This window comes from Pseudoalteromonas ostreae, assembly GCF_018069805.1.
Taxonomy (GTDB): domain Bacteria; phylum Pseudomonadota; class Gammaproteobacteria; order Enterobacterales; family Alteromonadaceae; genus Pseudoalteromonas; species Pseudoalteromonas ostreae.
Genome location: NZ_JAGPYN010000033.1, coordinates 19504 through 38411, shown reverse-complemented (window position 1 = coordinate 38411; position 18908 = coordinate 19504). Strand labels below are relative to the sequence as shown.

The 18908-nt window shown below is 40.7% G+C and carries 20 protein-coding genes; 12 read left to right on the top strand and 8 right to left on the bottom strand.

Features of this window, described 5'->3' with window-relative positions:
- Nucleotides 1-68: 68 nt before the first annotated feature.
- From J7338_RS19075 to J7338_RS19060, 4 genes are all read right to left on the bottom strand, one after another.
- Nucleotides 69-314, bottom strand: coding sequence for a hypothetical protein (locus J7338_RS19075; protein ID WP_210798566.1), 246 nt, complete (start codon nucleotides 312-314; stop codon nucleotides 69-71).
- Between the two features lie 90 nt (nucleotides 315-404).
- Entirely contained in the window at nucleotides 405-1940 is a 1536-nt protein-coding gene (locus J7338_RS19070) for a PH domain-containing protein (protein ID WP_210798565.1), read from the bottom strand.
- The gene (locus J7338_RS19065) at nucleotides 1933-2505 is read right to left on the bottom strand and encodes a PH domain-containing protein (protein ID WP_210798564.1); all 573 of its coding nucleotides are present in this window, start codon (nucleotides 2503-2505) and stop codon (nucleotides 1933-1935) included. The genes J7338_RS19070 and J7338_RS19065 overlap by 8 nt, the downstream gene beginning before the upstream one ends.
- A gap of 68 nt (nucleotides 2506-2573) precedes the next feature.
- Entirely contained in the window at nucleotides 2574-3428 is an 855-nt protein-coding gene (locus J7338_RS19060; RefSeq protein ID WP_210798563.1) for a D-hexose-6-phosphate mutarotase, read from the bottom strand.
- A 335-nt stretch (nucleotides 3429-3763) separates the two neighbouring features.
- On the opposite strand from J7338_RS19060, the gene J7338_RS19055 reads away from it, so the two are divergent.
- The 6 genes from J7338_RS19055 to J7338_RS19030 all read left to right on the top strand — a co-directional run bounded on the left by J7338_RS19055 (nucleotide 3764) and on the right by J7338_RS19030 (nucleotide 8982).
- A complete protein-coding gene (locus J7338_RS19055) occupies nucleotides 3764-4258 on the top strand; it encodes a MarR family winged helix-turn-helix transcriptional regulator (protein ID WP_210798562.1) in 495 nt (164 codons plus the stop codon).
- Between the two features lie 119 nt (nucleotides 4259-4377).
- Complete coding sequence (locus tag J7338_RS19050; protein ID WP_210798561.1) at nucleotides 4378-5676, top strand: porin; 1299 nt, start codon at nucleotides 4378-4380, stop codon at nucleotides 5674-5676.
- Between the two features lie 205 nt (nucleotides 5677-5881).
- Nucleotides 5882-6514 (top strand): PepSY-associated TM helix domain-containing protein, encoded by a 633-nt coding sequence (locus tag J7338_RS19045; protein WP_210798560.1) that lies wholly within the window; start codon nucleotides 5882-5884, stop codon nucleotides 6512-6514.
- Nucleotides 6514-7017, top strand: coding sequence for a DUF2271 domain-containing protein (locus J7338_RS19040; RefSeq protein WP_210798559.1), 504 nt, complete (start codon nucleotides 6514-6516; stop codon nucleotides 7015-7017). The genes J7338_RS19045 and J7338_RS19040 overlap by 1 nt, the downstream gene beginning before the upstream one ends.
- A 36-nt stretch (nucleotides 7018-7053) precedes the next feature.
- Entirely contained in the window at nucleotides 7054-7896 is an 843-nt protein-coding gene (locus J7338_RS19035; RefSeq protein WP_210798558.1) for a DUF4198 domain-containing protein, read from the top strand.
- A gap of 195 nt (nucleotides 7897-8091) precedes the next feature.
- Nucleotides 8092-8982 (top strand): DUF4097 family beta strand repeat-containing protein, encoded by an 891-nt coding sequence (locus J7338_RS19030; protein ID WP_210798557.1) that lies wholly within the window; start codon nucleotides 8092-8094, stop codon nucleotides 8980-8982.
- Here the strand turns inward: J7338_RS19030 and J7338_RS19025 are convergent, their stop codons facing one another.
- On the bottom strand, nucleotides 8983-9519 hold the full coding sequence (locus J7338_RS19025; RefSeq protein WP_210798556.1) for a hypothetical protein: 537 nt from the start codon (nucleotides 9517-9519) through the stop codon (nucleotides 8983-8985).
- A 370-nt stretch (nucleotides 9520-9889) separates the two neighbouring features.
- On the opposite strand from J7338_RS19025, the gene nudB reads away from it, so the two are divergent.
- The 4 genes from nudB to J7338_RS19005 all read left to right on the top strand — a co-directional run bounded on the left by nudB (nucleotide 9890) and on the right by J7338_RS19005 (nucleotide 12923).
- Entirely contained in the window at nucleotides 9890-10333 is a 444-nt protein-coding gene (gene nudB / locus J7338_RS19020) for a dihydroneopterin triphosphate diphosphatase (protein ID WP_210798555.1), read from the top strand.
- A 125-nt stretch (nucleotides 10334-10458) separates the two neighbouring features.
- Nucleotides 10459-10875: a hypothetical protein gene (locus tag J7338_RS19015; RefSeq protein WP_210798554.1), complete on the top strand. Its 417-nt coding sequence runs from the start codon at nucleotides 10459-10461 to the stop codon at nucleotides 10873-10875.
- Nucleotides 10876-11146: 271 nt separating this feature from the next.
- Nucleotides 11147-12457, top strand: a complete 1311-nt coding sequence (locus J7338_RS19010; protein WP_210798553.1) for a mechanosensitive ion channel family protein — start codon at nucleotides 11147-11149, stop codon at nucleotides 12455-12457.
- Between the two features lie 220 nt (nucleotides 12458-12677).
- Entirely contained in the window at nucleotides 12678-12923 is a 246-nt protein-coding gene (locus J7338_RS19005; RefSeq protein ID WP_149982278.1) for a DUF3297 family protein, read from the top strand.
- Between the two features lie 74 nt (nucleotides 12924-12997).
- Here the strand turns inward: J7338_RS19005 and folE2 are convergent, their stop codons facing one another.
- Genes folE2 through J7338_RS18990 form a run of 3 tightly spaced genes read right to left on the bottom strand, consistent with a single transcriptional unit; the run spans nucleotide 12998 to nucleotide 14818 of the window.
- Nucleotides 12998-13906, bottom strand: a complete 909-nt coding sequence (gene folE2 / locus J7338_RS19000) for a GTP cyclohydrolase FolE2 (RefSeq protein ID WP_210798552.1) — start codon at nucleotides 13904-13906, stop codon at nucleotides 12998-13000.
- Nucleotides 13903-14331 carry a MerC domain-containing protein gene (locus J7338_RS18995; RefSeq protein ID WP_210798551.1) on the bottom strand — a complete coding sequence of 143 codons (429 nt, stop codon included), beginning with the start codon at nucleotides 14329-14331 and terminating at the stop codon, nucleotides 13903-13905. Before J7338_RS18995 ends, folE2 begins: the two co-directional genes overlap by 4 nt.
- Before the next feature lie 10 nt (nucleotides 14332-14341).
- Nucleotides 14342-14818, bottom strand: a complete 477-nt coding sequence (locus J7338_RS18990) for a Fur family transcriptional regulator (protein ID WP_210798550.1) — start codon at nucleotides 14816-14818, stop codon at nucleotides 14342-14344.
- A 162-nt stretch (nucleotides 14819-14980) separates the two neighbouring features.
- Here J7338_RS18990 and J7338_RS18985 point away from each other — a divergent pair, with 162 nt between their 5' ends.
- Together J7338_RS18985 and J7338_RS18980 are read left to right on the top strand one after the other, a co-directional pair.
- Nucleotides 14981-17392 (top strand): TonB-dependent receptor, encoded by a 2412-nt coding sequence (locus tag J7338_RS18985; RefSeq protein WP_210798549.1) that lies wholly within the window; start codon nucleotides 14981-14983, stop codon nucleotides 17390-17392.
- Nucleotides 17393-17424: 32 nt separating this feature from the next.
- The gene (locus J7338_RS18980; RefSeq protein WP_210798548.1) at nucleotides 17425-18792 is read left to right on the top strand and encodes a 5-methyltetrahydrofolate--homocysteine methyltransferase; all 1368 of its coding nucleotides are present in this window, start codon (nucleotides 17425-17427) and stop codon (nucleotides 18790-18792) included.
- Nucleotides 18793-18908: the final 116 nt, after the last annotated feature.

Genomic DNA, 18908 nt, shown 5'->3' with positions numbered 1-18908 from the left:
ATTATTATGACCACAGATAAGAACAAAAGGAGAGCATAAAAATGTAAAAAAACGTGTACAGCTTTTTACTAATCAAGCTCAAGTGGCTGCACTAAGGTAATTAATAGACTAACAATAAAAATTGATACTATAAATATCAGCACTGCGCGTAATACTCCTATTCCTGCATAATACATTGCAGCAGTGACTAAGCTACCAACAACAAATACACCACAACGAATACACCCTAGTGAGTGTTTAGAGCAACTGCGCACGTTAAACATTAATAGCAATACACAAAAAAAAGCAATTAAACACAGTAGTAATGTCATCATAACCTCTACATTAAATGAGATAAGATGCCATTGATTATAGTGTGAATTGAAAATATATCAACGCAATTGATAATTATTTGCAATTGCATTTCACATCCAACTTCGTTGATTAGATTCGGCTTGGCACAAAATAAAGTTGATAATTTCATCGGCTTGCTCTGCTTTGATATAAGGCATAGTCGCTGTGCCCGCAGCGAGTTGTATAGACAAGCTCTTCAAACCACTTTTCCGCATAAAATAAGTGCTTACTGCGCGTGTGCTTTGCGCTTTATATAGTTCAAACATTCGATAGTGCACACTTATCATGCCACAGCGAAACACTGCGTAATATCGCCCTTGATATTGATAAAAATAATAACCGTATCGTCGATATGATAAGTACACCAAGGAACTTAGTAATACAGCACAAAGCAAGCTATACAAGGGACTGTAACCTTGTCCTGCATAGCCCATAAATGCAATTAAAGCGCTCGGTAACAAAGCATAAAAGCATAGATTTTTGATCAGTAACGCTTTTTCAACGCCTTTAAAGTTGAGTGCTTTAAAATCATCGCCGTTTAAATTAAGCCAAGGATGTACCCACTGACAAACTTGTTTTACTTGCTCAAGTGAAAGCACTGGCATCACTAAGCTTTGTTTGCTTTTTGCGCCCGCGCTAAAGCCGCCGCTGGTTGCTTGCAAGCACTGCACGGTATAACGTTTAAGTAGTCGTGCAATTAGGTTTTGCTTAATCAGCAGCGATTGTACTTTATCAAGACTCACCGACAACTGATGACGCTCTAATAATCCAGCAATGCGTTTAAATTTTCCGGCCTGAAAGTACAGCTGAAAGTTATAAAAGCGGATTAATGACATTAATACCGATAATAAAACGGCAACCAACACAACAAGCACAAGTATTGAAAACACAGCGAGTGCTGCAGCATCAACCAAGGCGCCCACTTCTTGCTGATAAAATGATTCTAGGCGATTGATCACCGCTTTTTCTAAAAACTCCAGCACTACATTCATAAAAGGCGCAAGCGCTGCTAATGCCAAAATAGCCATATTCGACATCAAGCCAAATTTTGCAACTTCTTTATTGCTCAGCACCAAACATTGTTGTGGTTCGTTGCTATGTGTATCTTCTGGTTGCTGCTTAGCTGCAGTTTGTTGTTGGGTTTCTTTATAAGCCAATACTCGCTCGCGCATTTGCTCTGCATATAGCGATGTAACCCCAGGTAATACTGCCTCTTGGCTAGTGCTGCCAGCGGCATCAAAAATACAGTTAACCAAACCCAGAGGCTTAAAATAAAACGGTTCGGCAATATTAACATTCTGCACTCGCAAAAAGTTCAAGGTTAAACGCTCTTTTTTAAACACCCCTTTATTGAGTAATATTTCATGCTCATCAGTAATGCAAAAGCGAAAATTAATATAGTAAAAAAATGAATAAATTAACAAGCTAATAATCGCTACCGCTAATGCTACTTGCCCCCAAAACCACTTATTTTCAACCTGCGTAACAAACACAACCATAATAGGTAGTAAGTTAAATACACCGTCTTTGACAAATCGCAAAGCAAAATGCACGATAAAATAAACCAGTGACCAAGACGAAACACGCTGCCATTTCAAATTATCCATTTAACGACTCATCAGTAGCTAATACACTATCACCGGCTTGATTGCTGGTATTGTTAGATAGTTGTCTTGCTTCAGTGTACTTTTGAATATACTGACGGATATTTTTACAATCATCATGGTTTAAACCACTAATGTTGAGATCGGCGCTCATTCCGCCAGCACTGTACAAACGCAAGCTAGCCAAGCCCAGTTTTCGCTCCAAAGGGCCACGATGTATTTCTGTGTGTTGCACTCGTGAGAAAGGTAAAATCGTCACCTGCTGCCAAATAACGCCTTTGCGATAAGCTATATCATGCTCACGCATAGCAATTCCTTTAAGTCGCATACTGACAACGTTATAAGCTAGCGATATAACTAGAATAATTGCTAAACCAATCAGTAAGCTCGTTTGTGCCAGTGCTGCAAAGTCCTGATTAAAAAAGAAAACTGCGCCTAATATTGCAGTTAATGGTAGATAAAACAGCAGCCAGTTAAGCTGAGCGTGCAGCAACGCTTTATCTGCCAGTGGTTTATAGACTATTTTTTGATGTTGGGGTAAGACGTCTAATTGGTGGTTTTCGAACACTTTTTTTCCTTAACAAGCCAACGATTTGATACGCTGGCTTTGATTTATAGCAAAGCTGCGGCCCTATATTATACCCAGCAAATGGTCGTCGTTAAGGTATGACTTTCGCCTGGCGCTACAATCGCACTATCATCCATTACATTTGACGCTTCAAGGCACAACATTGTATGGTATTCATCATCAGCAAAATTTGATAAACGCTTTGACTTATCAATCCACGGGTTCCACAGCACACAAGAGCTGGAGTTTTCACGGCCGACTTCAATAATTCCATCCGGAGTAATAATTCGTTGGATAGCTGATGCTTGGGTATAAACCATATCGGTTTCACGAGCAAAACCAACTAGTCCATCTTGATCAAACGGGCCTTCGCTAAACTCAATATATTTAGAACCTTGCAGGCCATCCACTTGAGTTTCTTCAATCGCAGGGGTTGGAAAATAAGTGTGCAGCGCTTGCGTGAAAGTAATCGTTTGGTTACTTAAATTCGTGGTTGTTAAACGCACTTCAAGCTGATTAGTTAGTATAAATTCAACCTTTAACTTTGATTTGTGTGGCCAGTAGGTTTCATCAACTTGGGTCATCGGCAGGGTTAAGCTAACACGTATTTCATCGTCTTGCTCTGCAATTTCATCTGCTCGCCACAAGCTTGTACGTGCTACACCGTGAATTGGCCACTCAGGATTTTGATTGACACCAAACCATGGCCAACAAATAGGAATGCCACCGCGTATGCTTTTACCTTCTTGGTAATCTTCTTCGCTTGATACCCAAATTAGTGGCTTTTTGCCAGTTGGCTTGAATTCGGTGAGTTGTGCACCTTGTAGAAAAATTTTAGCACTGCAAAGCTGCTCGCTTGCAACATTGATATATTCTAAGCCAGTGTCAGTTTGTTCGATGCTTACAGATGGAGATAACTTCATTATACGTCCCATAAAAATGAAAAACCTATCTCACCTTACCCAATCCCCAACCGATTAGTAAATATTATTTAGAGAGTTTTTATATCAAATTTATAATTTTTCACTCTGTCACGACTTATAAGTAAGATCAGCACCAAAAAAGTTTAATTAAATAATAAGTAAATGAATCAAATTTAATTTCAACTCAAAACAAACAAAAAACAGCTATCGCTCACTGTAAAGCCAATAATACAGTAAAAATCAACCTCATCTATTTGAACTCTATTTATTAGATGTGTAATATTTATTGATTGCGCTCGCGCCTTGACCGTAATCCATCTGTGAATGAGATAAAAATGAAAAAATATGACGAACTATTGGTTTCTTTACGTAAAGTGATCCGCGCGATCGACCTACATTCTAAGCAATTAAATAAAATCTCAGGCCTCACCGGTCCACAGCTATTAATTATGACCGAAGTAGCCCAAACAGACGGTATTACCGCTAGCCGTATTGCCCAAAATGTAAACCTGAGTCCTGCAACTGTAACCAATATCTTAGATCGCTTAGAAAACCGCGATTTAGTGACGCGTGTTCGTAGCCAGTTAGATAAGCGACGAGTAAGCCTATATTTAACGCAAAGTGGTAAATCTATATTGTTAGCAGCGCCACAACCTTTGCAAGAGCACTTTATTGAGCAGTTCACAGCGTTAGAAGAATGGGAACAAAGCCTACTACTGTCATCAATGCAGCGTATTGCAACTATGATGGACGCACAAAGTATTGACGCAGCTCCTTTGCTAGAAGTTGGCGTACTCACTCGTGCTGCTGAAGGAAAAGTCGCAGAATAACTCGCTCATAAAGATTATATTAAACAAATCATTACCCAATAACGCATGGCTGCTTAACTTGGGTTAAAGGTACAATTAGTCTATCCTATACATACTCATACTTAGAATAGTGATTTACCATGCTTAAACTATCAAAGTTAGCTTTCGCAACTATGTTAGGCGCAACAACAAGCACCTCATACGCTTCTGACATTGAAGCGATGCAAGCTCAACTTAATCAAATGCAGCAACAAATGCAGCAACTACAGCAGCAACTAGCCGCTGAAAAAACCAAACAAGCAAAAGTTAACCAACAGCTTAAACAGCAAAACGACGTTATTGCTAAGCAAGCACAAGGCAGTACTGAAACGGCCCTATCTGGGGTGAAGTTTGGGGGCGCAATTCGAACCAACTACAGCCACACCTCTTACGATGACGGTAATAAAAATCGAGGGGGCGATTTTGATTTTGATATTTTCCGTTTAGATGTATCAGGCGACATAGGTGGTGTATTAATTGGTGGTGAAATCCGTATTTTTGATTACATGACCGCGATAAAATCGGCATGGGCTGGCTATCAGCTTACTGACGACTGGCAAGTACAGGTCGGTATCACAAAAATACCGTTTGGAAATGACCCTTATAACTCCCATAATTATTTTTTTAGTGCCAACTATTATGTTGGTTTAGAAGACGATCATGATTTAGGCGTGATGTTTAAACGTAAAGTAGCTGATAACTGGCAGCTCGATTTAGGCTTTTTCAAAAATGATGAACTCGGTGGTGTCGATGGTTATGTAGAAGATCGCAGTCATCGCTATTCGTACGATATTGTTGGTAGTCGCACCGTCGACGAGGGTATTTATGCCGAACCGAGCAAAGGGCTTGGTGAGTATAATACCTTTACCGGCCGCTACGCCTATTACTTTGAACACGGCAAAGGAATGACCACAGAAGTGGGTATTTCTGGCTTAGCCGGTGGCTTACATGACGGGCAAGACCGCGCAGGAAGCTACAACGCATGGGCACTGCATGTAAACAGTAATATCAATAACTGGAATATTCAGCTACAACATGGTGAATATGACTACAACATTGATGACACCAACCGCATTGCAGTAGGAGCTTATGCGTTTTATGACTCAATCGCAGCCGATGCGACCACTAGCAGCTTTAATGTCGCTTACAGCGTCCCTGTTGAGTGGGGCCCAGTAAGTAACCTGCAATTTTATAATGACTACAGTATGATTTATAACAAGTCTGATGACACTGCCGATACCTGGATGAATGTTACCGGGGTATCTGTTGCCGCTGGTGGTTTGTTTACTTACTTTGATTTAGTGCATGCCAGAAACCAAGCATTTGTTGGCGGCTCTGTCGCTGGCGATAGTGATGAAACAGAGCGTCGCTTTAATATTAATATTGGTTATTACTTTTAATATTTAAAATCTGCCTGTAATTAGGGGGCTGGTTTAAGAGTTTGCCCCCTTATAAGTTCATTAATCACAACTCTGTTAGCAATAACTGAGTACAAGCTGTTACATTCCCATCAGGACTGTATAAATGTAAAGTTCGTAAATAACGTTGTTATAGCTAATGCAAATGATTACCATATGATAATTATTGCAAGCAACTACATTATTTATGCCGTTAATAAATAAACGAACTTTATATAGCACCAGCCGTGCATTACATATTTACTTATCAACAGCATTGCTGTTTTTACTGATCCTATTTTGCGTTAGCGGCATTGTTCTTAACCATGTAAATTGGCTTGAGGGCGATAAAAGTGATGGCATGCTGACCGTGAAACTACCTGCGGAGCTAATAACACACGCGACAGAAAATCGAGACATGCTCCCCTCTTTATACCCACAAATAGAAGCCTACCTAGCAACTGAACACGGCTTAACTAAAGTAAAAAGTATCGACTGGGAAAAAGAAGATGCTCTCGTGATGCTCGACTACCCACTACCTGCAGGTTTTGCCTTCGCAGAGCTTGATTTCATTAGTGGCGAACTGAATCTCGAATACCAAACCGGCGGCTTTTTAAGCTTAATTGGCGATTTACATAAAGGCCGTCATAGCGGTGAAGCATGGAGCTGGGTGATTGATATTTCAGCCGTGTTAATGATTTTTTTTGCAATCACCGGAATGATTATTTTATTTCAAAATAGAAAAAAACGCTTAGCAGGAATATGGCTAACAGTGCTTGGGGTCGCAACACCAGCAGTCATTTATTTATGCTGGGTTCCGCAACTAAAAGGAGTGTCTTAATGCTAAAACTTAATACCTTAATTAGTGCTGTTGTTTTATTTACAGCGGCTTTATTTCAACCTAACGCAAAAGCCGCTGAACTTGAAATAGAACTAACCCTACCTGATCTAGACGTACAACCTTACCATCGACCTTATGTCGCGGTTTGGCTAGAAACCCCAGAGCGTAAGCATGTAACCACGGTTGCCTTATGGGTTGAAAAAGCAGAATGGTTTAAAGACTTACGCCAATGGTGGCGTAAAGCTGGTAAAAGCAGCGCCAATTTTGATGGTGTAACGGGTGCCACCAAACGCCCTGGTAGCTACACCATTAATTGGGATGGAAAAGATTTAGAAGGCAATGCCGTCGCTGCGGGCAAATACTTACTTAATTTAGAAGTAGTCCGTGAAGAAGGTGGTCGAGATTACACCCGTGTAGAACTCGATCTAAATAAAGACGGCAAGATCACCATCGATGGCACCAATGAATTTTCACAGAGCTTCGTCACTATTAAAAGTCAGTAAATGTAGCAGCTAAAACAATTTAAATAAGGAAAGACTATGAAAATCAATTTACTTAAAAGCGCATTTATCGGCGCACTTACTTTCACTGCACTTACATCAAGTTACGCAAACGCACATGCACAATGGTTAGTGCCATCACATACTTCGTTATCTGGTGATAAAGCACATTATGTGATGATCGACGCCAGTATTTCTAACGAAATTTTTGCCCCAGATAAAGCTTATCGCCCAAAAGAAAAAGGCGCTGAGTATGATGATAACCTGATCATAGCAATCGGCCCAGACGGCAAACCTGTTAGCGACCAAATCCGTGCCTACTTTTTACAACGTAAAAATTCAGCGGCAGTAAAATTAGCAAGTGAAGGTACTTACCACATCGCAATGAAGCGCGAGCCACGCATCATGACTTTTTATAAAGATGCCAAAGGCGAACGCGGCCGCGTATTTGGCCCTAAAGACAGCAAAGATATTCCCGTTGGCGCAACTGATATTAAAACCACAAAAGCATTCTCTACAGTTGATACATTCGTGAGTCGTAATGGTACGTCTAAGCCGGCACTTCTTGGTCAAGGCTTAGAGATAAGCGGCCCGACTCATCCTAATGATTTATTTGTTGGAGAAGAGGCGCGTTTTCAGTTATTAAAAGACGGTAAACCTGCTGCCAACATAGAACTTGCCATCTTAAAAGGTGATACACGTTATCGTAACGAACGTGGCGAAGTTAAAGTAACCACAGATAAAAACGGCTTTTTCACTAACACATGGCAACACCCTGGACTATACCTGATTGAAGCAAGTGTGAGCGAAGGTTCAACTGAAAAAGGTATCGATAGCGTACGTTATTCATTATTTACTACCTTAGATGTAGCGCCAGAGTAATTAACTTATAACCGAGTGGTTAGCGCTTGCTAACCACTTTCATTTTCACTACTCGTTAGCGCGATACACTACTTTATAGTCAGTAAGTTTTATCAACAAAATAAAACCAAATATAAAACAAACACTTAAATTTTGGCTTCGTTTTTGCTATTACTAGCGTATATGGAATGTCTAACTAAAAACGAGTGCGCTAAAATGACAAATAAATCTCTGTCTTTACTAACTAAATCACTACCTATCGCCACCAGCTTACTACTACTCAGTGGCTGTATTGTGCATGTCTCAACCTCATCAGCCAATATGCAGCAACAGCAGCAACGCTCAATATCAGCCGCACAATTACAACAACTCGATATTGAGGCTGAAGCCGGCTCGCTTAAAGTCATTGGCTCAAACACTGCAACTGAAATCACTGTAGATGCAACGATTTATTCAGCAAAAAATGATGACCCTTATACGCTAACTCTTGAACAAAAAGGCGACAAAGCAATATTAGTCGCCAAAAACTATAACCCATCAGGTATGGTGGTGTACCAAGGCAATTCACCTAGTATTGATTTAATTATTACTGTGCCAAGTTCATTTAATTTAGATATTGATGATGATTCCGGTGATATCAATATTGCTGGTGTGCAAGGTAATATTAATATCGATGATGACTCAGGGAGCATTCGTATTGATCAAGGTCATCACGTCACTATTGATGACGACTCCGGCGATATAGACCTGCAAAATATTACTGGAAATGTCGAGATCAGTGATGACTCTGGCGGTATTACTGCGCGTAACATTGCTGGCAATGTGACTATTGAAGATGACTCCGGTGATATAATCCTTACCAATATCACTGGCAGCGTAGATATTGACGATAATTCCGGCAGTATCTCTGCTAAAAAGTTAGGCAGTTATATCAACATTGAAGATGAATCAGGTGATATTTATGTTGAACATGTAAATGGCCTAGTCACTATTGAGGATGGCTCTGGCAGTATTCGTGTTAATCACGCCAAAGGCTTAACCATTATTGACGATGGCTCTGGTGATTTGAGCATCGACAATATCAATGGCCCGGTAAAGCTAGACTAATTACTGATTCTTTTGTGGCCGCGCTTTGCTGTAATCTATAGTGTGGTCACAACTGCCATCATTCTCACAATCATTTACCCCATCACCATCACTATCCCAGCTTGGGTGCATGGTTTTTGCGGGTATATTGTCATCCACATGTTTTATAATGGTGAGCTTGTAACTACTTGTTTCATCACGCCGAGCCGCATTACGCATTAAGTAAACTCGCACAATATAATCACCATCTTTACCAAGTTGATACTTTGCATAATGCCCTTCAATTGAGCCAATAAATACAGCGTCACTACTATCTACAGGGAAAATATTAAAGTTATTGCTTAAATTTGAAGGCGTGAGAGTCACATTGAGAATGTCACCAGTATTACCGCTTACTAAATAATCGTTAAACTCATTACCCGTGATCTGCTGCTCAAATTCCACGAGCAGAGTACTTGATTGCGAATCAAACACGACTTGATGTTGCTCAGCCTTAATCGGTTGAGCCATCACAGCCAGAGTTATCAGTATGATTTTATAAAACAACTTACTGTTCATTTTAGCCCCTTACAAAGTACACTCTACTAAGTGAAATAATATATGTTAAAATAATATACGTTAAAATAACTAATATTCATCCTCTTAAAATGAACATAAACTAAATTCATCGCAAAACACGGCATAGTTAATCAACAATAGAACTTTATAGTATGAATATTTTCACACTTAAAGATTTTGGCGCGATGATCACCGTTGATGGTGTAGCTGTACGCCAACCTACTAAAGATCTAAAACAAGTGATCTGAATCACTCAATAGCACTTGCCAGCTTGCCGATTGCTTTTTGTGGTAATCGTTTAGGGATCTGGCTAGTTAAACATTTCGTAGTTAGGTAAACTGATTCAACAAACGCTATTTAAGGCTCTATTTTGTTAAATAACCAACCACTTCGTAAACCCTTCTCTGTACTGGTTGTTATTTATAAAAAAAATAAAGACTGTTTACTGATCCAACGTACCGATGATGCTAACTTTTGGCAATCAGTCACTGGCGGGATTGATGAAGGCGAAACGCCTATAGCAACAGCGTATCGAGAGCTATTAGAAGAAACAGGGATAGATGCCCGCGCGCTGGGTTTAACAATACGCGATCACCAAAAAACCAATCAATATACCATTAGAGAGTCATGGCGACACCGCTATCAAGCCAATGCGTTAATTAATACTGAGTATGTTTTTAGTATTTGCGTACCCGATGGTATTGCCATCACTTTAGATCCGAATGAGCACACTGATTTTATTTGGCTATCACAGCAACAAGCGGCAGCTAAAGCTTGGTCGCCAAGTAATTGCGATGAAATACTGGCGTTATAATGCCTCCGTTAATTTTTCTCCACCTCAAGCATCACAAAAACGCCCCCCATTTTATCCCGCTTGCTAAAGAATTCAGCACCCAAGCCGATAGTAATACACATACCTATCATCCCAACTAACTAAGCATGAATATCAATACAAGCCAACCATCACACAGCATTAACACCGAGCACTCAAGCTACAGCAAGACTGACACTGCAACTCATTATCGCCTTTCGAAAACTGAACAAGATAAGCTTGCTGGACGTGAAGAAAAGCATCTAGCCACAGAAGAAGTGCCGAATGCTCCAGCTCATATAAAAAGAATGATTGAACAATTAAAAAAGCTAAAAGAGCAGCTCGAGCTCGCTAAAGAACGACTCGCTGAGCTAAAACAACATAAAGATAATCAAAGTGATGCTATGCAACAGCAAATTGAAATACAAAGCAAAATGGTGATGGAGCTTGAAAAGCAGGTTATTACGCTAATGCAAGCCATTAGCGATGCCATGAAAGAAGCCAACATTAGCGATCCAGGGGTATTACTGAGTATCATAGCCTAACAAACAACTAGTCAGCTATATGCGCAGAAAGCTATAAATTGACTTTGTGAATTTTCAAAATCATGTGTTTTAGGCGCAGCCTCACTACAGGCAACAAGCAAAACACTTAAGTCCATTAAAAAATATCTTCGCCATCGTATATTTCTTATCAAACAAAATTTTAGTTAACAAGCCTCACTTTTACAAATAACCAACAATAGTGAATAATTCTGTAAATTTTCAGACTTATAAGCCATAGTAAGCATCTAACTTAATCGAAAAAGTATTTATTATGGATAGTGAGTTTTTTTCCAAACAATTTGAGTCTGTTTGGTTATTAATCCAATCAATGCTTAGCCAACAAGCGACGTATTTGCAATTGCTAGTGATTATCACCAGCTATACTGCCGCCTACTGGATTTATTCAAAAACTGTTAGAAAGCGTGTTGATAAACATACTAAAGTGGCGTCCGATCACCCAATAAATATAATGCTGTTTCGACTCAGTAATGTCGTTTACCCGTTAGTGGCAATCATTTTATTGCAGATATTTACCGCAATTGGTATCACTGTAGACTTGCAAGTGTGGTTAATGAATACCGCACTCAACATTGCCATATTGCTGTTTGCTTACTCAATTATTAAAGAGTTTGTTAGCAGTCCATTTATGTCGGCACTATTTAAGTTAGTTGGCCTGCCCGTTCTGCTGCTGCACTTACTGGGCTTTTTACCTGCATTTATAAAAACCCTTGAAGCGGTTTCCATTAATTTAGGCAATATTCAAGTCAGTTTATATGGGCTAACTCGGGTATTGTTTTTTGGCGCTATTTTATTTTGGTTAGGTCGCGCTTCCAGTAATGTTGGTAAAGTTATTATTCGTAATCAGCAAACGCTGGATATCAGCACCCGCGAAGTCTTTACCAAACTCTTTGAAGTTGGCTTATTTTGTGTCATCGCGTTATTACTGCTTAACATTATGGGTGTTAACCTCACCGCCCTTGCTGTGTTTGGTGGTGCGCTAGGTGTTGGCCTTGGTTTAGGGTTGCAATCAATCGCCTCCAACTTTATTTCTGGCATCATTATTTTACTCGATAAGTCACTCACCATTGGTGACTTTGTTGAGTTAGAAAACGGCAAAAGTGGCTTTGTTCGAGAGTTTAAAATGCGCCATGCCATTTTAGAAACTTATGACGGCAAAGATATACTTGTTCCTAACGAAACCTTTATTTCATCACTGCTGACCAATTGGACTCACAAAGACCCGAAACAGCGTTACCGTGTCGACTTTAGTGTGGCATATGCCACTGATGTCAGAGCTATGGTAGAAATAATTAAACAAGCTGTTGCCGAGCACCCGCAAGTTATTAGCGGCCCTGAAATACCATTTGAAGAGCGCCCTGACTGTGAAATAGATAGCTTTGGCGATAATGGCATCAATATGTTTGTGGAATTTTGGATGCAGGGAATTGATGATGGTAAAAATCGCGTAGGTGGCGACTTGCTGCTAATTATTTTAGAAACCCTCAAAGCCCATAATATCGCCATACCATTCCCACAACGCGAAGTTAGAGTTATTAATGAAGACTTTGTCAGTAAAATTTAAATTAAGCGGTGTGACGAGTAAGCATAGGAAATTCAGCATCAGACGAAAGCCTGTTAACATAGCAGTACGATAGTTTCCCCCAAATAATAGTGACCAATCGCGATTAAATTCGTAGTTATAATTAAGTTGGTGCCAGCTCATTTATTTCGATCTGTATATTGAGCCTAAGGCCTGTATTGCCTACAATGGCGCACAATCTATTCAATGCAGATCCACAATTATGACTGATACAAATAAACCAGAATTACCAGACCAACTTTCGATCAACCCACGCAGCAAATTTTATGTAGAAGAAGTATTCGAGCATGAAATCGGCATTACACTTAATGGCAAAGAGCGTTTTGACGTTGAAGAATACTGCATCAGCGAAGGTTGGATCAAAGTAGCCGCACCTAAAGCACTAGACCGTCGCGGCCAGCCATTACTTATGAAAGTAAAAGGCACAGTCGAAGCGTTTTATAAGTAAGCTAACTGTTTACTGTTAATACTATTACGCCGACTCAAGTCGGCGTTTTTATGTCTGTTAAACAGCTACTATGACTATAGCTTTGCGTACCCATGTGGAAATTTATGATCAACAACCACGGCATTATGCGCATGTAAACTTTCTTGATGCTCTACTTTAAACCAATAATCTGAGATTAACTTGTTGTTCTCCAGCGCTTGCTTTATGCGCCTTGCGGCATCTTCACAAAACATCAGATTTTCGGCGTTTAGTTTAGCAAATGCTTGCTCGTCTTCGCGCTTTACTGCCGTTTGCACTGGCGTACCAATAACCTGTTCAAAGTGTTCAATTAACGCTGAAAAGTTTGGCAGAGTGTGATGCTGCCATTGCATTTTTAAATAAGCAAATGAGCGTTGACTATGGGGTGTTGCAACTGAGCCTTGTTGCGAAGTGATCCACACTAACACTGCCTCTTTTGCTACAACTTCTTCACTAAATTGCTCGGCAATTGCATCACTCATCGCTTGTCTTGATAACGCAGCCGAGCAAGGGCAAGTGCTTGAATATGGAATGCTTAACGACAATTCAGTGTTCATCTGCTCATTAATGTATTCGCAGCGAATGCTCACCGGATAGGTTTGATAACCAAACTGGCCGCTTAACAGTGCTGGTTTACGCATGGTTAATTCAAAGTCTAATTGTAGCCTTGCAGCTAAACTCAGCCCCTCTTGTGAACTCACTAATGTCTGTAATAAAGTGGCAAGTGCTTCCATGGTCAGAGGTTCATTGGTTAATGACTCTTTTAACTCCAAATATAGCCGCGACATATGAATGCCTTTCGCATCCGCTTTATCTAAACTGACAAATACATTGGCTTTAGCAGATAAAGATGAACTAGCTTGCTCAACAAGTGTGATGGGCAGAGCGATGCCCTCCATACCCACCCACTTTAAAGGTAACGAAGCTGTTGTAAGTTGTTTCGATGTAACATCAGGTAAAGTCAATGTGCTTGCTCCGATACATTAGCAGAACATGGACAGTCTTCATCATCTTTAGCTAAACACTGGCAATAATTAAACCAATGCGCAACAGCAATAAAAGCCGCGCCCACGAGGGTAAATCCTTTTTCACCCAATTCACCAAACAGCCACTCACCCACTGTCACTGCCAGTACCATTAAAATAACGCCTATCAAGCCTGACACCATATAACGAAAGCGCTTATGCTTTTTACAACCCAAGCTCAATGCAAGCACACTGGTAGGAATAACGGCCGCTAAAATCCATATATGAAACTGTTCGCTATCTAGTTGTAGCGCTGCAAGGCTAGGTAACAATGTGAGTGAAATAGGTGTTGTAAAACAATGAATTGTGCACATTATTGAAAGCCCTATTGCAAACTTATCCATGACACTTTGAGTCGGTTTCATTCTGTATCCTCTAATTGGTTTTAAGTGGCTTTGGTTTGCATTGGCAACACAGCCCCGATATTTCTAACTGTGACCCGCTCGGTGTAAATCCCATTAGCTCTACTTGGGTGAACAAAACCTTAACTTTGTGGTTTGCATCATTCATCTCAACCACTTTGTTACATGAGCTGCAAATTAAAAACATCGAAAGCTGATGCTGGCAGGCATCATCAACATGGTTGCATGCCATAAATTTATTTTCTGACTTTAATCTATGTACCAAATCTACAGACTCTAAAACATCTAAAATTCGATAAACCGACATCGCCAAAATAGGCGCATCCATCACCTTGTTATACTGATCAGTCAACTCATAAGCAGATAATGGCGTTCTTGCATGCAATAGAATTTCTAATACCTGTTGACATTTTTCTGTCAATTTTTTGCCCGAGGCTTCACACTTTGTATTGGCATACCGAATTGTTTTTTTAAGTTGCTGTTTATTCACATCAACCACACTAACTTCTGTGGTTTGGGTGCTATCTCTATCATTCCTTGCTCCTTATAACTCCATCTTAAGTATTTCGAATAACATTCTTTAACTTTTACTTGATACATTATAACATTTCAAGCACTATTGATATGGTATAACATCCAACAAGGTAGTCAAATGAAACGAAGATCTCAATTAGCTGTGTTGATAGCGGCATTATTACCTGCAAGTGTGCTTGCAAATACCATCGAGGGCGTTGTTTTAAACAAGCAAGGTAAAGTCGTTACCAACGCCACTGTGGAAGTTGAAGGCTCAGACGTAAAAGTAGCCACAGATGAAAATGGTAAGTTTGTCATCGTAGATTTAAAAAGTGGCTTAAAAGAGCTTCATGTTGTTGCACCTGGGTATGCTCACCTTCATCGCGATATCACAGTCAATAACAATGAAAATCAATCTGTTAATTTTAATTTAGCGCGCTCTCCAATAGAAGTGATCGACATTGAAGCCACCCCTATTCACATGTCAGCGATGGAATCAGCGTCTCCTGTCAGTGTGTTATCTGGCGAACAGTTAAGGCGTCAACAAGCTGCAACATTAGGTGATACTCTTGAAAAGCTACCGGGAGTTAATACCAACTTTCATGGAAAAGTAGCTAGTACGCCAATTATTCGCGGCCTAAGCGGTCCTCGTGTACTTATTACTCAAAACGGCCTAGATGTCAGTGATGTTTCGCGCGTTGGCCCTGATCACTCCGTTGCATCAGAAGCATCAACCGCAAAACAAATCGAAGTTTTACGCGGTCCAGCAACACTATTTTATGGCGGCGGCGCAATTGGTGGTGTTGTTAATGTAGTTGATGATCGAGTGCCAACAGATAGCACTACTCGCGGTGAGTGGAATGTAGAGCACAACTCTGTTGATAATCAAAAAATCGCCTCGTTTAATGCCACTACCGGCACTGATTCTTTTGCATTTTATGCCGATGCGTTTTGGCGTGAAGCTGACGACTATGAAATACCTGTCGCAGCTGAATTAGTCCACGACGACCATGAAGAGCACAGTGGTGATTATACGGTTGCAAACAGCAATGAAGAATCCGACGGCTTTACCCTAGGGGCCAGCTATTTAATGGAGCAAGGTTTTGTTGGTATAGCCGTAGAGAAATTTAATCGTCAATATGGTATTCCTGGGCACACTCATGGTGGCGAAGAAGAGCACAGCGCTGAGGAAAGCGTATATGCTGACTTAGAGCAAACTAAAGTACAGCTGTTGAGCGAGTATAACCTCGATAACAAATGGCTTAATAAAGTTAACTTGCGCGCAGGCCACACTAGCTATGAACACGCTGAGATAGAACACGGCGCTGTTGGCACCACGTTTAAAAATGAAACCAATGAGTTGCGCGTAGATTTAATGCATAACCCATTTAATGAGTGGAATGGTGGTTTGAGCTTTCATTACAAGCAAAGTGATGTAGAGGCACAAGGCTCCGAAGCATTTACTCCCCCTTCTGACACACAAAGCTTTGCTGTAGCGCTAATGGAAGAAAAACACTTTGGCGATTTTTTAGTGCAATTAGGTGGCCGAGTTGAACGTGTAACTATTGATGCCGACAACGTGTTACTACCCAATATTGACGCTCACGCACATGATGAAGAAGGCGGGCATGACGATCATGATCATAGCCATGAAGAACACGCCAGTATCACTCGCGTATTTGACGTAAAACAAGAGTTCACCCCGGTCAGTTTATCAACAGGTGTAGTGTGGGATTTCGCACCTAGCTACAACTTAGGCTTATCGGTATCTCGCTCTGAACGTGCCCCTTCGGTATCTGAGCTATTATCATTCGGGCCTCACATCGGCACTGGCACTTATGAAGTTGGCGCACTATTTGATATTCAACAAGGTGGTCACTTTGGTTTATCTGAGCAAGCAATTGATCTAGAAACAGCTACTAATATTGATTTAACTTTGCGTAAAACGCAAGGTGATATCGGCTTCATTCTTAATGCCTTCTACAACCAAGTAGACAACTATTATTATCAAATCGACACTGATTTATACGCCGAAAGCGGCCACGACCACGGTGATGAAGAAGGCCATGATCACGCCCACGAACACGACCATTCATCTGAGCTACCTGTTTATTTATTCAAAACAGATGACGTAATTTTGCATGGTTTTGAAGCCCAATTTGCATGGCAGTTAACCGATGAGTTTAAAGTTGATTTGTTCTCAGATTACGTTCGTGCCCGCCTTAAAGACGGTGGTGATTTACCACGTACACCACCACTTCGATTCGGTACTGAGTTTAGCTATCAAACAAGTAAGCTGAGTGCGAATCTTCACGTAACTCGCTATCAAGAGCAAGAGCGTACCGCGCCAGAAGAAACAGCTACTGACGGTTACACCATGCTTGATGCCAGTGTTTCATATGACTTATCAGTGCTAAATCAAGATATGTCCGTGTATCTGCGTGGCACTAATTTAACAGACACCGAAGCACGCGTGCATAGCTCATTTTTAAAGAATATAGCGCCACGTCCAGGACGTAGTTTTGCGCTAGGTATTCGCGGTTATTTTTAAGCAGTAAAAAATTATAAATAAAGGAAATTAACATGACTAAACTATTCAAATTAAAACTTATTGCACTAGCAATTAGCAGTACATTAATCACCGCTTGTGGCGATGCAGAAACAAACATTGTTGAAAAAGACCCAATAGAAGTACCTGATGATGGCCATGATCATGGCGATGGTATCGAATCATTAGGTCGTCTTGCTGTGCTTGCTGGCAACAGCAACTCCGCGAGCATTTTTGATCTCGATGACAACGACCTATTGGGTGAATTTACACTTACTTATGATACTAACACTTTATCTGTATCGCCGAGCTATCGTTACGCATTAATAGCCAGTCGTGGCCAAGACTACATAAGCTTTATTGATAGCGGTTTATGGAGTGAGGATCACGGTGATCACCAACACGATTACAAGCAAGATCCGGCATTTAGCGACTACGAACTAACCAATGGCAGTCGCCCTACACATTTAGTAAATCATGACGGCAAATTAGCCATATTCTACGATGGTAATGCAGACTCAGGCACAACCGCATCTGTTGCAGTATTAACAGATAACGACATTACAAGCGCAACTGATACCCTACCCGGTATTAGCTACGATATTAATATGCACGGCGTTGCAGAGCCTCGTGGTGATCACTTATTAGCAACCATTCGTCGTGATGATGCAGATTCCACATCAGGTAATAAAGTCCTGCCTGATCGAGTCGGTGTTTATCATTTTCATGATGGTGAATATGAGCTTGAACAAACATTAGAGCTTACTTGCCCTGATTTACACGGTGCAGCGCAAAACCACGATTACGTAGCGTTTGGCTGTAGTGACGGCGTGCTATTAGCTCACCAACATGATGACGAATACGAAGCTGCAAAAGTAGTAAACATTGATGCAGTAGGTGACTTACGTATTGGTAGAATTTACGGCCATGAAGCCAGCGAAACCTTTATTGGTGTTGCGTCTGGTCATGGCGGCGGCCCTGCTGTGATTGTGAGTATAAATCCTGCTGAAGCTGAAATGGAAGAATTAGAATGGCAACTAGCCGATGGTGCAAGTGCGGTTTCTTACTCATTTTCAGCGAATGGCGAGCACTTTTTAGTTTTAGACAGCCTAGGCTTTTTAAACGTGCTTGAAGCACATGCACACGACGGTCACACGCACTGGGAACTAGCAGGCCAAGTTGATATCACTGATGAAGACGTAACAACCATGCCTGAAGGCATGAAGTTTAGTATGACGGTAGCGCAAAATGGTCAGTTTGCTTACGTAGCCGATCCAATTGCCCAACATGTGGTACAAGTACACCTAGAAGACTTAGAAATTGAAGGTGAACTAGAACTTACATTCCCACCAGCCGCGATCACTTGGTTAGGTATTGCACAAGAGGAAGAGCACAGCCATTAGAGTAAATTTACTTTTTAAGGCTTAATTTTCAATAGACACTTTAGTTTATGTAAATATAAATCCTGATGAGTCAATCGTCACTAAATTAGCTAAAAGTGTCTAAATGATATAAAACC